This is a genomic window from Brachybacterium paraconglomeratum, from assembly GCF_003994255.1.
In the GTDB taxonomy this organism is placed as follows: domain Bacteria; phylum Actinomycetota; class Actinomycetes; order Actinomycetales; family Dermabacteraceae; genus Brachybacterium; species Brachybacterium conglomeratum.
On the sequence record NZ_ML133856.1, the window covers coordinates 202055 to 221564 of the forward strand.

The 19510-nt window shown below is 64.7% G+C and carries 18 protein-coding genes, 1 tRNA gene and 2 pseudogenes; 9 read left to right on the forward strand and 12 right to left on the reverse strand.

Going from position 1 to position 19510, the window contains the following annotated elements; genetic code table 11:
* Positions 1-405 precede the first annotated feature (405 nt).
* The 4 genes from DS079_RS11265 (at position 406) to DS079_RS11280 (ending at position 3938) form a co-directional block, all read left to right on the forward strand.
* A complete protein-coding gene (locus tag DS079_RS11265) occupies positions 406-1914 on the forward strand; it encodes an alanine/glycine:cation symporter family protein (RefSeq protein ID WP_126987724.1) in 1509 nt (502 codons plus the stop codon).
* 185 nt (positions 1915-2099) lie between these two features.
* Entirely contained in the window at positions 2100-3299 is a 1200-nt protein-coding gene (locus DS079_RS11270; RefSeq protein WP_164736216.1) for an acyltransferase family protein, read from the forward strand.
* A gap of 26 nt (positions 3300-3325) precedes the next feature.
* Positions 3326-3398: transfer RNA gene (locus DS079_RS11275), tRNA-Lys, on the forward strand.
* A 174-nt stretch (positions 3399-3572) separates the two neighbouring features.
* The gene (locus tag DS079_RS11280) at positions 3573-3938 is read left to right on the forward strand and encodes a hypothetical protein (protein WP_126987730.1); all 366 of its coding nucleotides are present in this window, start codon (positions 3573-3575) and stop codon (positions 3936-3938) included.
* A 479-nt stretch (positions 3939-4417) separates the two neighbouring features.
* On the opposite strand, the gene DS079_RS11285 is transcribed toward DS079_RS11280, so the two are convergent.
* Complete coding sequence (locus DS079_RS11285) at positions 4418-5170, reverse strand: hypothetical protein (RefSeq protein WP_126987733.1); 753 nt, start codon at positions 5168-5170, stop codon at positions 4418-4420.
* A gap of 238 nt (positions 5171-5408) precedes the next feature.
* Positions 5409-5735, reverse strand: a complete 327-nt coding sequence (locus DS079_RS11290; protein ID WP_126987736.1) for a hypothetical protein — start codon at positions 5733-5735, stop codon at positions 5409-5411.
* Between the two features lie 265 nt (positions 5736-6000).
* On the opposite strand from DS079_RS11290, the pseudogene DS079_RS11295 reads away from it, so the two are divergent.
* Positions 6001-6907: pseudogene (locus DS079_RS11295) on the forward strand (IS5 family transposase).
* Positions 6908-6939: 32 nt separating this feature from the next.
* Here the strand turns inward: DS079_RS11295 and DS079_RS11300 are convergent.
* Positions 6940-7587: a hypothetical protein gene (locus DS079_RS11300; RefSeq protein ID WP_126987739.1), complete on the reverse strand. Its 648-nt coding sequence runs from the start codon at positions 7585-7587 to the stop codon at positions 6940-6942.
* Between the two features lie 299 nt (positions 7588-7886).
* On the opposite strand from DS079_RS11300, the pseudogene DS079_RS11305 reads away from it, so the two are divergent.
* Positions 7887-8078 (forward strand): annotated as a pseudogene (locus DS079_RS11305) (IS5/IS1182 family transposase); the annotation flags it as partial.
* 64 nt (positions 8079-8142) lie between these two features.
* Here DS079_RS11305 and DS079_RS11310 read toward each other — a convergent pair.
* The 9 genes from DS079_RS11310 to DS079_RS11345 all read right to left on the reverse strand — a co-directional run bounded on the left by DS079_RS11310 (position 8143) and on the right by DS079_RS11345 (position 15329).
* Positions 8143-8775, reverse strand: a complete 633-nt coding sequence (locus DS079_RS11310) for a metallophosphoesterase family protein (RefSeq protein ID WP_126987741.1) — start codon at positions 8773-8775, stop codon at positions 8143-8145.
* 22 nt (positions 8776-8797) lie between these two features.
* Positions 8798-9517 (reverse strand): hypothetical protein, encoded by a 720-nt coding sequence (locus tag DS079_RS11315; protein ID WP_126987744.1) that lies wholly within the window; start codon positions 9515-9517, stop codon positions 8798-8800.
* A gap of 2 nt (positions 9518-9519) precedes the next feature.
* Positions 9520-9969, reverse strand: a complete 450-nt coding sequence (locus tag DS079_RS11320; protein ID WP_126987747.1) for an HD domain-containing protein — start codon at positions 9967-9969, stop codon at positions 9520-9522.
* A gap of 18 nt (positions 9970-9987) precedes the next feature.
* Positions 9988-10485, reverse strand: a complete 498-nt coding sequence (locus DS079_RS11325) for a hypothetical protein (RefSeq protein ID WP_126987749.1) — start codon at positions 10483-10485, stop codon at positions 9988-9990.
* A gap of 82 nt (positions 10486-10567) precedes the next feature.
* Complete coding sequence (locus DS079_RS11330) at positions 10568-11734, reverse strand: tyrosine-type recombinase/integrase (protein ID WP_126987752.1); 1167 nt, start codon at positions 11732-11734, stop codon at positions 10568-10570.
* Positions 11731-11916, reverse strand: a complete 186-nt coding sequence (locus DS079_RS17135) for a helix-turn-helix domain-containing protein (protein WP_053917083.1) — start codon at positions 11914-11916, stop codon at positions 11731-11733. Before DS079_RS17135 ends, DS079_RS11330 begins: the two co-directional genes overlap by 4 nt.
* Positions 11891-13309 (reverse strand): replication initiator, encoded by a 1419-nt coding sequence (locus DS079_RS17140; protein ID WP_309298673.1) that lies wholly within the window; start codon positions 13307-13309, stop codon positions 11891-11893. Before DS079_RS17140 ends, DS079_RS17135 begins: the two co-directional genes overlap by 26 nt.
* 53 nt (positions 13310-13362) lie before the next feature.
* Positions 13363-14802 (reverse strand): hypothetical protein, encoded by a 1440-nt coding sequence (locus DS079_RS11340; RefSeq protein ID WP_126987757.1) that lies wholly within the window; start codon positions 14800-14802, stop codon positions 13363-13365.
* 107 nt (positions 14803-14909) lie between these two features.
* On the reverse strand, positions 14910-15329 hold the full coding sequence (locus DS079_RS11345) for a plasmid replication, integration and excision activator (RefSeq protein WP_126987760.1): 420 nt from the start codon (positions 15327-15329) through the stop codon (positions 14910-14912).
* 133 nt (positions 15330-15462) lie between these two features.
* On the opposite strand from DS079_RS11345, the gene DS079_RS11350 reads away from it, so the two are divergent.
* The 3 genes from DS079_RS11350 to DS079_RS11360 all read left to right on the forward strand — a co-directional run bounded on the left by DS079_RS11350 (position 15463) and on the right by DS079_RS11360 (position 19039).
* Positions 15463-16230 (forward strand): GntR family transcriptional regulator, encoded by a 768-nt coding sequence (locus DS079_RS11350; RefSeq protein WP_164736218.1) that lies wholly within the window; start codon positions 15463-15465, stop codon positions 16228-16230.
* Between the two features lie 186 nt (positions 16231-16416).
* A complete protein-coding gene (locus DS079_RS11355; protein WP_126987766.1) occupies positions 16417-17124 on the forward strand; it encodes a DUF3800 domain-containing protein in 708 nt (235 codons plus the stop codon).
* Positions 17125-18133: 1009 nt separating this feature from the next.
* Entirely contained in the window at positions 18134-19039 is a 906-nt protein-coding gene (locus DS079_RS11360; protein WP_126987769.1) for a hypothetical protein, read from the forward strand.
* Positions 19040-19510: the final 471 nt, after the last annotated feature.

Genomic DNA, 19510 nt, shown 5'->3' on the forward strand with positions numbered 1-19510 from the left:
CGCCGGGGCTGTCTCCCGCGGCCTGATCGGTGGGTGAAGGGTGGTCTGCGCTGTGCGTCGTCAACGGGCCCATATCGACGTCCACGCTAGCCCGGCGACGCGACGATCGGGACCCCCCGGTCGGGGCGCGGAGGGGGTCCCTCGGTGTGTCGTGACGCAATCGTGACGATCTGGCGTCCGCTCCACGGATTGTCCGACAACCCCGTTCGATGTGTAGCGACCTGCGGTGTTGTCCTGCAGGCCAGTGAGCGGATCCGAGGTGCGCAAGGGCGGGAGTGGTGTGCATCACGTGTCCGTGCACTGGGCCACGAGCGTCGCGCGCGCGGGGGCGTAAAGGTCTCCGGCGCCCGGCCCGCCGGGAGGAGAGCCCGGGGAGAGCCCGCCCCTCCCGCTACCGTCGAGCCCATGAACCCCCTCGAATCCCTCAACGAGTTCCTCGGCAGCGCCGAGGGCTGGCTGTGGACCTGGGCAGGGATGCCCGTGGTCATCCTCCTCGGCCTCTACTTCACCGTCCGCACCGGCGTGGTGCAGCTGCGGATGATCCCCGCGATGCTCTCCGCGATCGCGCAGAAGCCCGTGCAGGAGGAGGTCGAGGACCCCGCCACCGACGCGAAGCGCTCGAAGTCCCTCAGCGCCTTCCAGGCCTTCTCCGTCTCCGCCGCGGCCCGCGTGGGCACCGGCAACATCTCCGGCGTTGCGGGCGCGATCTTCCTCGGCGGCCCCGGCGCGGTGCTGTGGATGTGGGTGATGTGCGTGCTCACCGGCGCAGCGAGCTTCATCGAGTCGACCCTCGCCCAGCTGTGGAAGACCCGCGCGGACGACACCTACAAGGGCGGCCCAGCCTTCTACATCCACCGCGGCCTCGGCTCGCGCGGCTTCGGCGCCTTCTTCGCGGTGCTGTTCATCTTCTGCTTCGCCTTCGCCTTCACCTCGCTGCAGGCGAACACCATCGTCGACGCCGTCACCGGCGCGGTTGCCCTGTACACCGACCCCGACGGCCTGCCCTGGCTCGCCCCTGTGCTGGGGATCCTGCTCGCGGCGCTGACCGCCGGAATCATCTTCGGCGGCATGCGCCGCGTGGCGACCGTCGCCCAGAACATGGTCCCGATCATGGCGGGTCTCTATCTGCTGATCGGCATCGTCATCGTCGGCCTGCACCTGGGTGAGCTGCCTCGCGTGGTCGGCCAGATCGTCACCGAGGCGGTCTCCCCGCAGGCCGCGATCGGCGGCGGGATCGGCGCCGTGATCGTCAACGGCGTCCAGCGCGGCATGCTCTCGAACGAGGCCGGCATGGGCTCGGTCCCGAACGTCGCCGCGACCGCCTCGGTCAGCCACCCGGTCAAGCAGGGCCTCGTCCAGACCTTCGGCGTCTACTTCGACACCCTGCTGATCTGCTCGATCACCGCGTTCATCGTGCTGGTCTCCTTCCCCGACGTCTCCACCGGCGGTGAGGGACTGATGATGGTCCAGCAGTCGCTGTCCTCGACTCTCGGGCCGTGGGCCGCGGTCCTGCTCGCGGCGATCATGTTCCTGCTCGCCTTCACCTCGGTGCTGGGCAACTTCTCCTACGGGGAGGCGAACATGCACTTCCTGACCTCGAAGCGGGGCTGGCACGTCGCCTTCGGCGTCGCCGTCGTGGCGCTGGTGCTGATGGGCTCCGTGATCGCCGTCGACCTCGCCTGGACCATCGCGGGCGTCTCGATGGTGTTCATCGCGCTGATCAACCTCGTGGTGATCGCGCTGCTGGCCCCCACGGCGGTGAAGCTGCTGAAGCACTACAACGCCCAGCGCGCCCAGGGCCTGGACCCGATCTTCCTGGCCTCCGACCTGCCCGAGATCAAGAACGTCGAGGTCTGGGTCGACGAGGACGTGTGCGACTACCAGGACGCCCGCGAGGAGGCTGCCGCCCGCTGACGGTCGGGATCGCGGCGGGCCGACGGGCTCGTCGCCCCATGTCCGAAGGGCGTCGACCCTGCCTCGGTGGGCGTCGACCCCGCCTCGGAGGTTCGTCGCGCCCGCCCCGATGGGCACAGAGTCTTCACGCGCCGCGCCGAGGACGTGCACGCTCTCGGCGCGGCGCGCTCGTAGCCTCGTCCGCGATGACGAGCAGTACCAGCAGCACCGCGAGCCCTGCGACGGGGACGAGGGCCCTCTCGAGCCCTGCGACCGCTACGGGCCCTGCGCGCGCGACGAGCGCCGCGGCGCCGACGGGCGAGCCCACCCGTGAGCACTGGATGGATCTCCTGCGGGGCACGGCGATCCTGCTGGTGATCGCGCACCACCTGCGCCTGGTCCAGCAGATCTGGGACGGCGGCACGCCCTGGACGATGGTCGAGCTGTCCGAGGCGCTCGCCCCCTTCCGGATGCCGGCGCTGCTGTTCGCCTCGGGTCTGCTGCTGGCCCGTTCGCTGCGCCGCCCGCCCGGCCGCTTCCTCGCCGGGAAGCTGCGCGGGCTGCTGTGGCCGTGGCTGCTGTGGTCCGCGGTGATGCTGCCGATCCTCGGCTGGGGCCACGCCGACGAGCCGCTGTGGTGGCTGAACGGGATGTACACCTGGTTCCTCGCCGCGCTGTTCTGCTACTACGTGATCGGGCTGGTCACGAGGCGGATCCATCCCGGCTGGGTGGCGCTCGCCTCGGTGGTGGCGTGGACGGCGCTGCCGCTGCTCGGGACCGCGCACGACTTGGTCGGGCCGCGCCCGGACAAGTTCGTGTTCTACGCGGTGTTCTTCTTCGCCGGCGCCGCGCTGCGACCGATGCTCGCCCGCCGGCCGGTGCCCTGGGCGGTGACGGTCCCCGCGCTCGCCGTCGCGGCGGCCTGGGCGCTGCACGCCGCCCGTTTCGACGCGGAGCCGCAGGTGCCCGTGCTCACCCAGGTCGTGGTGCTGCTGGCCGTCGTGGGGGTGGTGGGCGTCCTCCAACGTCTACCGCGGCTGCGCGCGCTGCGCCCCGTGGAGTGGCTGGGCCGCAACTCGATCGTCCCGTATCTGGTGCACCTGCCGGTGATCGAGCTCCTCGGCCGGCACAGCGACCTGCCCGCCGGTCCGGGGACGTTCGCGCTGTACTACGCGGTGACCATCGGCGTCTGCGTGCTCGCGGTGCTGCTGCGGCCCGTGACCGGGTTCCTGTACGCATTCCCGGCGCGGAAGGCCGCGGCGGCATCGGCCGGGGCGGCCGGCGCCGCGGTCGCGCAGCCCGTCGACCCCGTCGTCGACTCGGCCGTCGATGCTGCGGCCGACGCGATGCCCGCACGAGGCACAACGCCCGGACGCCCGGACGCCGATGCGGGTGCACGCCGGTAGGATGGGTGCGCCCGTTCAGCGGGCACGGGCCTGTAGCTCAGTCGGCAGAGCATCGGACTTTTAATCCGCGGGTCGAGGGTTCGATCCCCTCCGGGCCCACGGCAGGTCAGGTCGGAGAAGTTTCCCCTAGGGGAAAGTCTCCGGGGCGGGGTTGACAGCAGCTTTGACAGCAACGCGGCTGTGCGTGCTGCGCTGGACGGGCATGACAGCAGCCGGGTCGAAACGGACCGTTTATGGCGCAAGCTTCAGATTGCACTCGGATAGCCTGGATGGATGACCATCACCATCTCGATCGATTCGCGGAAGCTCGACATCCTCGGCATCATGTCAACCACCGCAGGAGGTCTCGGCGTCGCACTTACGGTCTGGGCGCAGCTGGCGCGGCAAGAGCTGTACTCGTTCTATGTGTTCAACGGGCATGGGACGGCGGACAGCCTCTTGCTGATCCCGTTCATTCCAGGGCTGATCTGCGCGATTCTCGCCCTTTGGCTCGGCGTGGTCAGTCTGCGCCGCCGGTACAACGGGAGAACGTGGGCAATATTGGGTCTCGTGGCGGGCACCATCGCGGTCGCCTTCATGGTGTCTGGCGTACCCGTCGCTTTGGTCCCTGACCCCCGGATCCCGCAGGGGCCCCTGTGAGCATCGTTGATGAGTTCACGGTGCGCCCCTGCAGCTAACGTCTATCGCGCCGGCGATAGTCGGCGGTCGCGAGCGAGTAGGGCCGCCACGCATAGCAAGCGACTGAGAACGGCAGTGATCGCGAGGTAGCGCGCTTGTGCTGACCATCCCTCAAACAGCTTGCCGATAATCGGAGTAGCCACGGCGGTCCTGTTCCCGAGGACGCGGCAGATGCGCCCGTTGAGGCGGCGAAGGGTGTCTGCCACCCCGGTGGCGTGTTTGAGAGTGAGGCCCTGGAGGTGACACACGGCGCCTCCAACCCGCACTACGCTCTTCCCACGAGGTGTAGACGTCGTCGTCATGGGAGCGGACCTACTCAAAGGCGAGGTCGTCCCGGGCGTGCGCTCCCGGGAGCATGTCCACGATGGTGAGCCATGTGTCTGAAGGCGAAGATCAAGACGACCGCGAGAACAGTGAAAACCACCTACGGACGTTGTGGCCTACTTTGCTCCGCCATATAGCGCATCGACGTACTCGTTAGCGACTGTCACGATTTCCTCGTCTGTGAGTCCCACAACTTCACCGTCCTCTGTCTGCAAGCGGATGGTGACGACGGAAATGAGTTCCCCATTGACGGCGGCGTCAACACGAACCGGGCCAACCCGATCTCGGGGTGAGCTCAGTGCTGCGGGAGCCCCACCCACCTCGACTTCGGTAACCTCGTAAAACTCATCCTCACCATTGATCATGGCGTCTCGGAAATCGGATTCGTCACCGACAAAGTCCGTGCCTGCCTCTACGAGCAGGGCCCCGTCCATCTCGGCCGGGAGCACCCCGGGACCGGGATCCAGCGAGAGAGTGGTCGCATGTGTTCTCTCGAAGCCTCGGTCCGCCGTGTCTGTCTTGGTCCAGGTCTCCAGCTCAGTCGGCCACTGCGCGGTGAAGCGCTCCGGGAGTACGAAGTACTCTGAGCGCTCTCTGGCCGAGCTGTCCAGCGGGTCCGGGGGTGCGTCCGCGCCTGGTGCAGGCGCAGGGTTCAGCTCGGTGTCGCCAACCCGCTCGCCGCTTTCGTCGAATGGCTGCAGCTCCAACGACCCAGTCGGATCCCCGTCAGACGGCACCGGTTCGGCCGGAGCCGACTGGGGAGAGCCAGCCGACGTTTTGTTTCCCGCGCCGGAGACGACGGCGAAAGCAACGATGATGCAGATGACTGCCGCGACGGCGGCAAGCACGGTCAGCGCTGGCCACTTCACTCGAGCTGCGGCGACCCCACCTGACTCTCTCGAAGACTGCTTGCGATGCCCTGACACAAAGATCCCCCACCTCTAGTCGATACGGGGCAATCTAACTGGCCGCAGGATGAGTCCAATTGAGATGTCAGAACCGTGACAACGCTGTAACACGAGGTGCGGAGATGGGGCAGGGATCTCCCCTTGGCCGGTCACCTTGTCGTCGAGGGGCAACTGAGCTGCCCGCAACGGGGCGTCAGCGCTACGGAACGAAGCTCTCCGGTCCACCCGAGGCCATCGCCGTCGGGATGATCTGGAACCCGTACAGCCCCGCTGACAAGCAGGTGGCAATCAGCACCAGCAACAGGCCGTTTGTGCGGTATGCCTTGAAGCCTACCGGCAGCAGCGCGAGATGATAGACCGCTCCCACAAAGAGGACAGGCACGACACCGAAGGACCAGCCCATGCCGCCAGTGTTAGAGAAGTCGGCGTCGGTGCCGTTGTGCTGGCTCGAGTACGCCGCAAAGATCCAGAACCACCCGACCACCGGCCCCACGGCCGACCCCGCGAGCATGATCCAGAAGCTCACTCGCCAGGATCTCAGAGCAAGCGCAGGGCTCGGCGATGCGCCCTGCTGGCGAGGCCCGGTGTGGTACATGCACAGCATGCTCGCATACGCATTCGCAGTGCGGAGCTACTCGATAGCAACCGGTGAGCTTCGGTCGGACCCTACGGTCACGCGGCACTCACAGCGTCCACGCACTCCGGGGCAGGTGGCCGCTAGGGCGAGTCTCCTTAATGGTGGGCGAGGCTCGCGGGAAGATGTCGGGGTCAGTGAGTCGAGGTTCGCGGCCCTGTCTGATCGGCAGTGGGAGCAGATCCAGTGGTGTCTGCCTTCGAGCGATGGTCGGCGGGGGCGTCCTTACCGGGATAGTCACAGATCGTCGGGGGCATCATCTACTGGTACCGCACCGGGAACCCGTGGTGCGATCTTCCGCGAGAGCGGTTCGGGCCGTGGAAGACGGTCTGGAAGCGGCATCGCCGCTACGCCGCTAACTGCACATGGGATCACGTCCAGCATGAGCTCCTCGCCACGGCCGATGCGGCCGGGAAGGTCCCCTGGGACGTTCCGGTCGACGCGACGATCACGCATGCGCATCGGCACGCGAGCAACATGACCCGTTCCGAGCAGGACCCGGGGGCCGGAGCGACTCACAGACCTCGCGGTGAGGGCTTCGTCCACAGCCCTCTGGGCGGTGCGCGTGAACCTGCGGGTCACGGTATTAGGCGGTCGCGAGGCGGGTTGACGACGAAGACCCATGCCGTGGTCGCTGGGAACGGGGGCCGCTGGCTGGGGTCGTCACGGGCAGGTAGTGCAACGATGGTGCGATGTTGATCGAGGTGCTGGCCGAGATCGGAGTTCCTCGCCCGGGCCGAGGTCAGCCCCGCACTCGCCCTGACGGGGTCCTCGCTGACCGTGCCGACACATCGAGGATCAACTGCAGCCACCTCGCCCGTCGCTGGATCACTGGAGTGATCCCGTGGAAGCGGGACGAGATCGCAGGCCGCCAGCGCCAGGGCTCCAGAGGTGGCAGACCGCTCGGGTTCGATGCTGTCGCTTACAAGGGCCGCAACGTCGTCGAGCGCTCCTTCGCGCTGGCGAAGCGGCGGCGAGGGGTGGCCACCCGCTATGACAAGCTCTCCCTTACACGCCGCTCCGCCATCGTCCTCGCCGCCTGCTTCACCTGGACCAAGATTTAAGAGACATGCCCTAGAGCGGAAAGCCGAATAGTCTAGCAGGTAATGCGCTCCGCACCGCGATAGTAGAACATGTTTGGGTCATCCCCTGATACGTCCCTCAGGTTCAGCGCGTGTGCGTCCCACGAAACTTCCAGGTATTGGTTCAGGTTAAACTCTGGCCCCCCGCGTGAAGCCCACCTCTCGCCGGTTTCGGTGAGGAATCGGTTCCCTGCCGGGAGTAGCAGCAGCTCACCTCCAACGCCACTGAGAACCTCCCGCCGCGTGGAGTATATCTGACATCCGGAGGCACTCGGCTCTCCGACGGCAATAACCTCCGAGCGGAACGGCTGAAGCATAACCGTAGATCCCACGAGGAGGACGTACCCGATGCCGACCACCGTCAACAAAGCAACGGCGCGTCCGGAGTTGCCGCGCCCCCAAGAGAACCGACCTCTAAACGCAATCCAAATACCGTACGCAAACAAAACTCCGAACGGAACAAGTAGCCAGGAGGACCAGAAGCCTGGTCCGGCAATCCTGTCGCCGAGGGCCATAAATCTAGGAATGCCGTCGGGACGCCAGTTGGATTCCAGCAACAGCGCGACGACCAGTAGTAAAAGGGCTATTGGATACGTTGTGGTGGCGAATGTGGCGTACCAAGCCCTCGGCTGCTCTCGGGGGGTCTTACGGTCAGAGTTCATTATTCTCCTCAAGCAGGCTATCGCTCACTGGTGGTGCCACACTGGAGGCGGCGCGATCAAGTCAAGCAAGTGTCGCCATGTGCCCGCAGTAAATAAAGATCGACCGATCTTTCGGGCCCGGCGAAACGCGCCTCCAATAGATTGTGCCCCTCCGTTACTCAGGAAGACTACGAGCACTATGGTGGATCCGCAAGGCAAAATAGCTCAGACGCACCTCATCCTTTTGGTCGATGGGAACGGGAGTCCGCTGGCTGTGGTCGTCGCGGGCAGGTAGCGCAACGATGGTGCGATGTTGATAGATCGCAGACCGCCAGCGCAAGGGCTCCAGTGGTCGCAGACCGCTCGGGTTCGATGCTGTCGCTTACAAGGGCCGCAACGTCGCCGAGCGCTCCTTCGCACTGGCGAAGCAGTGGCGAGGAGTGGCCACCCGCTATGTCAAGCTCGCCCTCACGCACCGCTCCGCCATCGTCCTCGCCGCCTGCATCGCCTGAACCAAGATTCAAGAGACATGCCCTAGGCATCGCATGATCTGTACTTGATCGGGCGTCAAGAACTCTAGCTGCCTCGCATGAGATGGAGTATCTCGGCCTCGCTGACCGGCCTCCGCCAGGCGTCCCATCCCACATGAATCTGTCGAGTGAGCTCGGCGTGCACCGCCGCGTGCGAGTGGGTGTGCCCGTGGAGCAGCCATTCGCCGCAAGCCTCGAGTTGCCATGCGATGAATCGGTGGTCCACCTGGCCGGCTGTTCTGTAGGGGAAGTGGGAGAGCATCACCGGGATCCGGCCCGAGTTTCCTCCCGGAACCGTGACCCGCGCTGCCGTGCAGACGTATTCGATCCGGTTGCGCAGCAGCTCTTGCTGAGCAGTGATGGCCCGTTCGCGAAAGTGGGGGTGTGCTCGGTCGTGGTTCCCCAGGACGAGGCGGATGCGACCGTTGAGGCGCCGGAAGATGTCTCCGATCTCGGTGGTGTGCTTGAGGGTGAGATCGCCGAGGTGCCAGACGACGTCCTCAGCGCTCACCACGCTGTTCCATGAGGCGACGATGTCCTCGTCGTGAGCGTGAACCTGCTCGAGGGTGACGTCGTCCCGAGTATCCGCGCCGGGGGCATGTCCGCGATGGAGCGCCATCAGGCGGTGGCCGAAGTGGGTGTCGGCGGTGAAGAACGTCCTGACGCTGTCAGCACCCATCGCGATCGTCCCTCATCTTGGCTCACTCTTCGTCCGGGCATCCGTCCCAGTGGTCGCTGAAGTCCTTGGCGATGGCCAGGGCGGCGGGTAGCTCGTAGCTCGCGTCGACGGTCACGTTGACTCGAAGTGCGGCTGTCTCGAGCGCCATCCGGAAGTAGTGGCAGACCGTCCGCAGGCCCCAAAGCTCCTTGAGGATGGCGGCGAGGTCGCTGTGTCTGAGGTGGTGTGGCACCGGTACCGCGACGACTTCTTCGGCGATTGCCATCAGCAGCTCGACGGTGAGCGGGCGATGGCCGCAGTCGGACCATTCGAGGCCTTCGGACTCCTGCTCCCAGATGTCGGCGACGCTCACCTGCTCCGGAGAGGGGTCGTCATCGACCAGCGGGAGGCGGCGCCACGCATCGTCGGCGAGGGGAGGGACTCGCGCAGAATCGAGACCGAGGTCGAAGCTAGTCCGCTTCTCGACATCGGCCTGGAGTCGTCGTGAGCGAAGCACCTTCGCCCCGAAGCCCTGGTTCCAGATCGGTCGACATTGACCGATGCGTTCGTACACGTCCTCAGGTCCGATGCGGACGCGGTCGTAGTGCTCGTCGCCGAAGAGGGCGACGGTCCCTGCGATCGGCTCCCGATGCCACAGTCCGGTGTTCGCCAGGTACGCGTACTCCGACACTCCGTCATCAGCGACGATGATGCCGTTCTCGTCGGGGTGGTGCTCGTGGAAGACGAGGTAGAAGTCGACCATCGTCAGGCGTCGCCGAGCAGCAGCGCCCAGGATTCTGCGTACTTCTCCGCGAGACGGTTCCCCGTCGGCTCGTCGAGCAGCGCGGCGCGCTCCGGATCGGTGTTGTCGATGAGGTCTGCGGTCTTCACAACTCGAGCCACCGCATGGGCGCGGATGGCCGCGAAGTAGTCGGCTCGTGCGAGGTCGGGCTTCTTCGTCAGCCGGTCCACCGCCTCGAGGACGTGCTGAGGGAATCCCTGCTCGCGCAGATCCTCGAGAGTCACGGGGGTGTCCTCGACGACGTCATGGAGCCAGGCTGCCGCGATGCATTCGGTCCGAAGATCGGCCGGAGCGATGAGCGCTGCGCGCTCCGCGACGCGACGGGGATGGTCGATGTAGTTCAGGCCTGATTTGTCGGTCTGCCCGGTATGGGCGCGGTGCGCGATGGCTTCGGCGCGTTCGATGGGGTCCAAGGGGAACCTCCTCAGGTTCTATGTGCGGGAGACGGGGTCGACATGCCAGGGGGTGCTCCACTCGGGCGTGCCGTCGGACCGTTCATTGCGAAGCTGAGCATCGACGACGAGGGAGTGCTCGTCCGTGCCGGTGTCCGCGTTGAACTTGGTGATGGACGCAGCGCGGAAGATGAACGATCCGCGAGTGTGGATGCCTCTGCGGGTGAGACGGATGAACTCCCGAGCTTCGTCGACCTTCTGGAAGAAGACCCCCTGAGACGCGCCCTCCAGGGAGCGCCACGCGGCGATGTAACCCACCGCAATCTGGCAGTCGTCAGTGTGACGCCGCCTCGGCATCCGGTCGACGTACAGGATCTGTTCCGTTAGCGAGGAGGCTGAGCCCGACAGGTACGAGGAGGTGTGCGGTGCGACGTGTTGCTCACTCTCCGGGTTGCTCCCGAAGAACGAGTGCGCGGACAGGTCGTTCACGGAGATGGCCCCGAGAACCTCGAGGGATGGAACGAGCGGGTGTCGCATGGTGATTCTCCTCGTCTGTTCAGTCGGTGAAAACGTAGGTGGATTTTCTCAAGAACGCAAGGCGAACTATGTATTCGTACTTTCAGGTTTCCGTCTTCTCGGTCTCTCGTAGTTTCGTATTTTCGACTCCGAAGAGTGCGTCCATGCGCTTCGCGGACTCGTCCTGGAGGGCCGGGATCACGTGCGAGTAGGTGTTCATCGTGACCGCGATGGCGGAGTGCCCCAGGAGCTCCATGACCACGCGCGGTGCGACGCCTTCCGCGAGCAGCAGCGAGGCGCAGGTGTGGCGTAGGTCGTGCAGTTTGACCCGGCGCAGCTTGGCCTTCTTCAGCAGCGTCTCGAAGGCGCGGTTCACGTTGCGGGGCTCGATCGCGGTGCCGGCCTGGGAGGTGAACGCGAGTGTCGCCTGGTCAATGGACAGCCCGAGCGAAGCAAGCTTCTCTCGCTCGGAGGTGCGGTGCCGGATGAGTGCGTCGATACAGAATCCGGGGAGCACGACTCGACGCCGGGAGGTGTCGGTCTTCGGGCTCTTCAGCCGCAGCTCGCCCCGCGACCGTTGGAGGGACTGGACGACGTTGAGGTAGCCGTTCTCGAGGTCGATGTCTTCCCAGCGCAGTCCCAGTGCCTCGCCGCGACGGAGGCCGAGACCCACGTACAGCGTCCACAGAGCTTCCCAGATTGTCCCCTGCGCTGTCTTCAGGAGGGTGCGTGCTTCATCGGGTGTCAGCGGCGCGACGTCCTGCTTCGGAGGCGTGGGCACCACGACGAGCTTTGCGACATTGCGGGGCACCAGATCCTCGCGCATCGCGTGCTGAAGCGCCGACCGCAGGATGGCGTGCATCTGCTTGACGGTGGCAGGGCTCTTCCCTTCGCGAGCCTTGATCGCGAGGAACGCGCGGACATCCGCCGCTGTGAGCTGGCCGAGCCGCTTCGCCCCCAGCACGGGGACCAGGTGATTGCGGATGTACCCTTCGTAGGTCTGGTAGGTCGCAGGGCTCAGTCGCGCCTCCTGCACGTCGCGCATCCAGGTCTCGAGGAACGCCTTGAGCGTCAGCCGGCCCGGAGTGGCGGCGATGCCGGCTCGAGACTTCTCCTGAAGCGCGGTGAGCTTGTCATAGGCCTCCTTCCGCGTCTTCCCATAGACGGCCTTGCGCTTGCGCGTGCCCTCAGGGGTGAGGACGTAGGCGGCACCTGTCCACCGACCGTCCTGGCGACGGTAGACGCTGCCCTCTCCGTTCGAGCGGCTCATGCCACGACGGGGGCCGGCTCGAGGTTCTCGACGTACGCGAGAAGATCGGCGGCCTTGATCAGTCGGGAGCGGCCGAGCTTGACGCTGGGCAGCTCGCCGCAGCGCATCAGGTCGTACACCCGGGTCTTGGAGACGCTGAGCCGATCAGCGACCTCCTCAGCGGTGAAGCAGAGCTTGTCCATGGTTCTTTCCTTTCTCGTGGGGTTGGCGTGCAGCACGTCGGGCGTCCTTCCACTCGCGTGCTGCGTCAGCGGCGGAGCGGGCGAGTTCGGCATCACCGGGGGTGAGCCAGCCCTGTCCGACGAAGCGGAACTCGTTGAGCACGACGATGTGCTCGGCGGCGTCGACGAGATCGTCCGTCGACGCATGGTCTGTGTGTGCCTCAAGCTGTTCGCGATCGCGGTGGTACTTGCGCCGTGCATCGCGGAGCGTGCCGAGGGTGGTCGAGAACCGCCGGGACTTGCTGGCGAAATGTCCGCGGAAGCCGAGGGCGTCGGACCATTTTCCGAGCAGTGCGTAGGGGCTGGAGAAGCCGTCGCTGAGGAGCGCACGACCGCACAGCTCGAGGCAGGTCTCGCGCAGCCGTTTCAGGTGGCGGTTCGGCGTGCCTTCATCGGCGACATCTCCGGCGGCCTTCGTGGCGTACTTGGCGAGGTAGGCCGACACCATCTCGGGGGAGACGTCGCCACCATCGTCGGAGTGGCGCTGGACGGGTCGGGCATCGGCCTGGCGACCGAGGCGGAGCACCCGGGCGGTGTCGGAGGCATCGACCGGAGGAGCATCGACCTCGATGTCACGCGCGGCCTCCAGGCAGCGCTCGGCGAGCCACGAAGCAGGGACGTCGAGGGCGGGGGAGGGGAAGCTGTCCTCATCTGTCGGCGCACCGTCGAGTCGCACGAGCGCGTGCAGGTGGATTGCGCCGCGCTTCTGATACTCGCCGACCTTGGCGAACTGAACGCGGAGGAGGTCTCTCGAGGCCTTCTCGCTCATGCCGAGGTGCGCGGCGACGAGGCGGCGCAGGCGGATCGTGAACCGCCTCCACAGTTCGGGGCAGTGCCACTGCCAGACCGCCTGGCCCTCGTAGTCATAGCAGTCCGGGCACAGCGCCTGACCGACCCGAGAATCGTCGGCGTCGTGGTGCTCCGTGCATCGACGAGGGCGCCCGTGCTCGCACAGTCCCGGCGCCGCGTTGACGGTGCACGGCCGAGGCTGGGCACCGGGCCGAGTCGAGGAGTGCACAGCACCGAACGAGGGGGCGGTCAGCGTGAGGAACACCAGCGGGTGCGTGGAAACACTCTCCGGGACCCCCTTGTCTCCGCCGGAGACGCCTGCGGAGAGGAGGTGCCACATGTCGCCCTGGTACTCGTGGGAGCACGAGGGGCAGCGGGAGGCACGGCGATTGCCGCAGCGGACGTAGAGGACTCTGTCGGGCAGGTTGCGACTGTCGAAGGTGCTCAGGTGCTGTCCGGACCTGCGATCGAAGGTGCGTGCCTGTCCGAAGAGGCGGACGGGGCGGGAGCAGAAGCCCGTCGAGGCGGCCTGCTTGGACCAGTCCTCGAAGCCGTCGGAGAGCATCCGGGTCAGGGCGGTGGGCTCTTCCACGTCGAGGGAGTAGAGATCGCTGGCGCTCACGATGCCGTTCCTTCCGTGTCGGGCTTGGTCCGGGTGCGTGCCCGAGAGCTGCGCGGCTTCTCCGTCGGCTCCGGGAGTACCACGGGGATCGTCGACGGAGCGGGGAACCGCTCGGCCGCAGCCCGGATCAGGTCGTCATCGACGAAGGCGGCGCGCACGCGGACCGGTTCGGAGCCGTCCTCGGGAACCACATAGCCGATGCCCGGTGAGGAGAGCGGGATCTTGTGGCAGAGAGCCCCGGAGGCGATAGCGCCGTCGCCGAGGACCATCGAGGTCTCCTCACGGTCCCGCAGTCGAAGCCCGACCATCTGGGTGAACAGTCCGCGGTTGGGGATCGTCTCCTTCCGAGGATCCTGGAGGCAGGCGACCACGGTGTAGCCGACGGCGCGGCCCTGGGAGCAGAGCAGCGACATCGCGGTGCGGGCGCGGTTCTTGAGATCGCGGTCCTCGATGTACGACGTGAGCGCGGCGACCTCATCGATCAGGACGACGACCAGCGGCTCATCGGTACTTGCGGTGTGCTGGCGGGTGTTGCCGGCCATTCGTTCGAGGCGAGCGCTCATCGCCTCGACGGCGTCCTCGAGGACCACCACAGCTTCTGCAGGTGTCACGGCGTAGCGGGTGAACAGGCTCTTGCCCATGCCCAGTTCCACGCCGCCCTTGAGGTCGATCCCGTGGACCTGTGCTTCACCTCGAGCGATGGCGGGACCGAGGCCGATGGTGACGCCCCAGACGAGCGATGCCTTGCCGGACCCGGAGGAGCCGGCGACCAGGGTGTGGGTACCCGCGATGCGGAGCCACCAGTCATCGTCCGTCGTGTCGACGCCCATCCACACCGAGTGGCCATCCCACGGCTCTCCAGCATCGGGGAGGCCACGGTTCACGGTCTCGGCGAGGGCATCGCCGAAGGTGAAGCTGAGCGTGGGGGAGAGGTCTCCGGTCACCCGGATGTGCGTCGCGCCCACAGTGGTCCGCAGGCGATCAGCGACCGCCTGAAAGTCCTCGACAGTCTGTCCGGTGAGAAGCCCGGGAGCGAGAACGAGCTCGTTGTGACGCCAGTGCTTGCTGTCGATCGAGGGAACGCGCAGGTGCTTCTCTCCCGCCCGGTCGATCACGACCGAGGTGAGCCCGCACTCCTCCATGAGCAGCGGCCAGGTCTCGATCAGATCCAGCCAGAGTTCCCGGCGCCAGAGAGGGCGAGAGATGGCTCGGTAGTAGGACTCGGGGTAAAACCGGGCCCAGAGCGCGAAGTACAGCGCGATCGCTCCGACGATGGCGAAGGGCTTCCAGCTCTCGAGCAGGTCGGCCGCGAGCCAGGTGAACATCACGACGACGAACCAGAACCGATGGAACCATCGCACGTGGCCCCACAGGCCAGCGGTGATCCATCGCAGCTCGGCGAGGCCGAAGCGGAAGGCGAGGGAGGCGGTGTGCATCGCTCACGCACCCCCGAACGCCAGCTGCCAGCCGAGCGGGATGACCTGCCAGAGCAGGATCCCGACCGCTGCGACGTTGAGCAGACGCATCGCCTTCCGCTCCATGATCACGCCGCCTCGGTGCTTGAGGTGCGGGCGGAGGCCTTGGCCTCGGCGAAGCCCGTCGCCCTCAGCGAGTACGCGATCTTCGGGAAGTTCCCGTTGGTGTCGACGTACGGCGTGAGGGTGAGCCCCTCAAAAGCGACGGCGCGGAAGGGGCCGGTGGTCGGGCCCTTGGGCGGCACCGGCTGATGGTCGGAGGAGACCTTCACGGTCACCTCGGCCTGTCCCTTCCGGCTCTCCGGGTCGGGATCGAGCACCCGGACCTGCCAGACACGCTGGCCCGAGATCTTGTCTCGCAGCTGAGGGTCGACCTCGCCGGCCCTCTTCCTGTCGAAGTCATCGGCGGCCATGACCTCGCCGATCATGTACGCACCCTGGGGGAAAACGTCCTCCATCTGGACGGGGAACCGAGTCTGGACTGCCATGTCTACTCCTAGTGGTTGAGAGGTGGTGGTAGTTATCCCTAGTGATAACTACCGATTCGAGACTGGCATGCCGACGGCCCGCTGTCAACTAGGGATAGGATCGAGGTCCCAGTTATCCCTAGGTGAGGTTCGTATGGTCGCCAAGTTCGTGCAGATCGCCGAAGAGCTGCGTGCTCGCGTGCGCGATGGGCAGTACGCCGAGGGCACTGTGCTGCCCCGACAGTCGGAGCTGGCAACTGAGTTCGACGTCAACGTCAACACCGTGTCTGCTGCGCTGAAGCTGCTCGAGCGCGAGGGGCTCGTGCAGTCGAGGCGCAGTCAGGGCACGGTCGTGCTCCCTCAGATCCCGCTGCGCAAGGTGGGGATGGACCGCTACTCGCGACGCCGATGGGAGAGTCCTACAGGCGACGAGGACGGAGCGCCCTACCTTGACGAGCGCGGGTGGCAGCCGGCGGCGCAGTCCACCGAGATCTCCATTGAGCCAGCTACCGAGGAGATGGCTGGGCGGCTTGAGATCGACGAGGGGGAAGATGTTGTGCGGAGAGCGCGGGTCATCCGAGACTCTCGAGGCACCGTCACGCACACTCTGGTTAGCTACTACCCGTACCGCATCGCCAGGGGCACACTGCTCATGAGCGAGGAGCAGGGGCCGGCAGGGCGCGGGGGGGCGTTCAGGGTGCTGACTGATCTAGGGCACGAACCGCACACCATCAACGAGAGGCTGCATGCACGTTTGCCTGACGGCGACGAGGCTCAGTCGCTCGAGATGGGCATCGGTGAACCGGTCGTCGAGATGCGTCGGCGCACGTACGACGGCAGCGGCGTCCCCATCGAGTACGCCATCGGCCTGCACCGTGCGAGCCGGTTCCAGTGGAACTACACTTTCGACGTGCCGGACTAGAATTCGACGGAAGGTTGACGGGTCACCCCTGCCGACTGTACGAGGCCGCGAAGCGACTAAGAGTCTTTGCCGAACAGCCGGCTACTTGAGACTTTAGATTCTCACATTACTACCAAGATTGAGTCGATAAATGACAATCGTGCAGATTGAGTTCCAGCCAGCCAGTATCTGATAGGGCGCGACGCGATGACATCCTCCGTAAATATTTACTGTGATGAAAGTACCCATCTTCCGAACGATGGAATGCCGTTCATGGTGCTCGGCGCGATCGCGTGCAAGCAGGACAAGGCGCGAGAAGTATCGGCGCGCATGTTCGACATCCGAAAGAAGCATGGCCTGCCTCATTCGTTTGAGGTGAAATGGTCAAAGGTCTCGCCTGGCCAGCTGTCGTTCTATATGGATCTCGTTGACTATTTCTTCGATGATGACGACTTGACCTTTCGTGCAGTCGTGGCACCGAAGGGTGGTCTGAACCACCAGGCGTTTAACCAATCCCACGACGACTGGTACTACAAAATGATGTTCTATCTCCTTCGGAATAATCTGTCTTCGGAGGCGCCTGTGAATATCTATCTTGACAAAAAGGACACTCGTAGCGGAGTCAAGGTCGACAAGCTGCATAGTGTCCTGGCGAACAGTGCCTACGATTTTGACCGTCGCCTCGTTCGGCGGGTCCAAATCGTGGAGTCGCACCACGTAAATCAACTGCAGCTGGCCGACATGCTTATCGGCGCGACAAACTATGCAAATAGGGGACTGCTAGGGCAGAGTGCAGCGAAGACGGCACTTGTGGAGAGAGTGAAGCAGAGGTCAGGCAAGATTCTGACCCAGTCGACCCTCCCGAGTGAACCTAAGTTCAACGTCTTTGTGTGGCGCTCCAGGGGAGGGGTGTGATGGCGCTACAATTGAGCCTATCGGCATCCTTCGAAGATCTTCAAGTGTCTTCTAGAGAATACGTCGACGCCGTCTATGACGTGTTTGTTCGAGATTTGATTAGTAGCCGTGCTCGCTGGATGCCTAATGGAGGCGAGGTTTCGTGCCGAAGGCAGCCTGAAGTTGAGGGCCGTCACGCAATATTCTGGCACTGTGTGTCAGCTGGGGACGGCGACGAGGAAGCTCGTCTCGTAGATTTTAATCGCTGTCGCCGTATTCATTGGATTCGCCCAATGATTAATGAGTTTAATTCAATCTACCCAGGCAAGGGTGATGGTTCCCTACATTGGTGGGTGAGTGGTAGGAGACTGCAGAATCCGCGGTATATCCTCGCCACCGGCGATTACGGATTCGTTGTGATGGTCGATCAGCGTTCGACTTACGCGATGCTGGTCACTGCCTACCATGTCGACAGGCGTCGGCGCCGAGAAAAGTTCAAGAGTGAGTGCGAGGACTATTGGTCCGCACATAGCTAGGGCCGCCCACGTGGTGGACGGCCCTGGATACTCCTTCAACGCATGGTCGATGAGCTACGGCTAGCCTACAAGGAGCAGCGGCCCTCGTCTAGATCGTCGGCGGATCGCGACCCATGTCACCGTCGTGGTTCGCGGCGCTGGCTCTGACTCCCTGACCGCTCAGGAGGGTGTGCACGTTGGACTGTTCCGACGGTACGCAGTTGAGTCGTCGCGCCGCATCGGTGGGCCTCGGAGCGGAGCCGGACGGCGAGCTTCAGGTGCACCTGTGAGAACTTTCCCTACTCTCTCAAGGCGGCGGCTGCGCCACCGCGCGGCGCCGAGCAGCGGGCGTCCTCGTGTCCTCGCTCCGCTGCGGGACTCGTTGCGCCGCTGCTCTGCCCCGCTGGCGCCGGCTGCCGGATCCGGGGGCAGGTGCTTTAAGTGCCAAGCCCTCCAAGGCCCGAGTTGCGCCCTTCCGGCGCCCCTATCGGACATCTCCGTCATAGAATCGGAGTATGAACAAGCCTTCAGATTCCGAACTGCTTGACGCGGTCGAGCGCGCAGGATGGCTCTTGGAGCAGCGTGCGTACAGGATCCTCGATGCTGCCAATTGCCATCCACGAGCTAGCTGGGCATTTGAAGATCTGGACGACAGATCAAAAAGTCGAGAGCTGGATGTTTTCGGATTCCGACAACTTCTTCGAGATGACAAAAGAAGATTGGCTGTGGCCGCCAAGTTTCTGGTCGAATGTAAGCAGTCGAAAACCCCATTTGCGGCGATTGGCCAACACCTGCCACCCTGGCAGGCGGGAGCTGCCATAAAGCGGCATGGCTTATCGATTAGAGAGCTTCCGTTTAGTCGAGGTGAGGGCTCCTACTCGATGGTGCCGAGCTGGCGTGCGCTTCGCCTCGTGGACATAGATAGGAGATTCGGCGATGACGGGTTTCGCGCTAGTCAGGTCACAAAACTAGAGCAACGGTCGAAGACGTGGGAAGCCGACAATGCCGGGATATTTAATGGGCTTGTTTTGCCGCTCGCGAAGGCTGTCACTCATGCGCATCGAGGTATCCGTGAGCAGCGCGTGAGCACAGCAGGCATCAGTCGAGATCCGCATTCCTGGATTCATTATGACATAACTTTTCCGGTGGTGGTAACCTCGGCTCCACTGCTTGTCGTTGACGCCACCTCGGAAGTGCCGACCGTTTCGGAGTGCAAGTGGTTCTCTGCTAGGAGGGAGCTTGATAGCTTGAACCTCAAGGGACTGTTTGAGATTGACTTTGTCTCAATCGATGGTTTTGATGAGTATGTCTCAAGCAGGTTGAGTTATGTTTCTGCCATCGCTGACCAGGTGCGAGCGAATCCGTCATTGTATACAGCAGAGGCGTGGGAGTCGCCAGACTACGATTCCTTGGCCCCGTGATTGTTGTGGCTCCAAGCTCGATGCTGAGGTGGGTGCTTTGCTCTTGCTGGCAAAGTTGATTCGTTTGACAGCAACGCTGACAGCAACGCGATGGCGTCCGCCGACCTCGCTCCGGCTGTGCGGTCGCTCTGACCTGCTAGATCCTGGTCGGTTAACCACGCCCTGACGGACTTTTAATCCGCGGGTCGAGGGTTCGATCCCCTCCGGGCCCACTGGTCAGAGCTCATTTTCGGCGACACCATCGTGTCCTGCGGAGTGGTTTGACAGCAACGTGGTAGCGATTCCGGCTCGCTTGACGGGGGAGCACGCCTGCCGGCCGCGTTCGCGGGACGAGAGCGATATCCGGCTCTTCGCATTTAAGGGTGTAGGAGGGGTCTGAAGCCGCCGGCTTCGAGGAGGCTGCGAGCGATGTAGTGGACGAGGTTGCGGAAGCCCAGTGCGGAGCCGCGGAGGTGCTCGAGCCGGCCGTTG

What these genes read in the sequence shown, in the direction of transcription:
- DS079_RS11265 (WP_126987724.1), top strand. Translation starts at nt 406, where the DNA reads ATGAACCCCCTCGAATCCCTCAACGAGTTCCTCGGCAGCGCCGAGGGC.
- DS079_RS11270 (WP_164736216.1), top strand. Translation starts at nt 2,100, where the DNA reads ATGACGAGCAGTACCAGCAGCACCGCGAGCCCTGCGACGGGGACGAGG.
- DS079_RS11280 (WP_126987730.1), top strand. Translation starts at nt 3,573, where the DNA reads ATGACCATCACCATCTCGATCGATTCGCGGAAGCTCGACATCCTCGGC.
- DS079_RS11300 (WP_126987739.1), bottom strand. Translation starts at nt 7,587, where the DNA reads ATGAACTCTGACCGTAAGACCCCCCGAGAGCAGCCGAGGGCTTGGTAC.
- DS079_RS11310 (WP_126987741.1), bottom strand. Translation starts at nt 8,775, where the DNA reads ATGGGTGCTGACAGCGTCAGGACGTTCTTCACCGCCGACACCCACTTC.
- DS079_RS11315 (WP_126987744.1), bottom strand. Translation starts at nt 9,517, where the DNA reads ATGGTCGACTTCTACCTCGTCTTCCACGAGCACCACCCCGACGAGAAC.
- DS079_RS11325 (WP_126987749.1), bottom strand. Translation starts at nt 10,485, where the DNA reads ATGCGACACCCGCTCGTTCCATCCCTCGAGGTTCTCGGGGCCATCTCC.
- DS079_RS11330 (WP_126987752.1), bottom strand. Translation starts at nt 11,734, where the DNA reads ATGAGCCGCTCGAACGGAGAGGGCAGCGTCTACCGTCGCCAGGACGGT.
- DS079_RS17135 (WP_053917083.1), bottom strand. Translation starts at nt 11,916, where the DNA reads ATGGACAAGCTCTGCTTCACCGCTGAGGAGGTCGCTGATCGGCTCAGC.
- DS079_RS17140 (WP_309298673.1), bottom strand. Translation starts at nt 13,309, where the DNA reads ATGCTCTCCGACGGCTTCGAGGACTGGTCCAAGCAGGCCGCCTCGACG.
- DS079_RS11340 (WP_126987757.1), bottom strand. Translation starts at nt 14,802, where the DNA reads ATGCACACCGCCTCCCTCGCCTTCCGCTTCGGCCTCGCCGAGCTGCGA.
- DS079_RS11345 (WP_126987760.1), bottom strand. Translation starts at nt 15,329, where the DNA reads ATGGCAGTCCAGACTCGGTTCCCCGTCCAGATGGAGGACGTTTTCCCC.
- DS079_RS11350 (WP_164736218.1), top strand. Translation starts at nt 15,463, where the DNA reads ATGGTCGCCAAGTTCGTGCAGATCGCCGAAGAGCTGCGTGCTCGCGTG.
- DS079_RS11355 (WP_126987766.1), top strand. Translation starts at nt 16,417, where the DNA reads ATGACATCCTCCGTAAATATTTACTGTGATGAAAGTACCCATCTTCCG.
- DS079_RS11360 (WP_126987769.1), top strand. Translation starts at nt 18,134, where the DNA reads ATGAACAAGCCTTCAGATTCCGAACTGCTTGACGCGGTCGAGCGCGCA.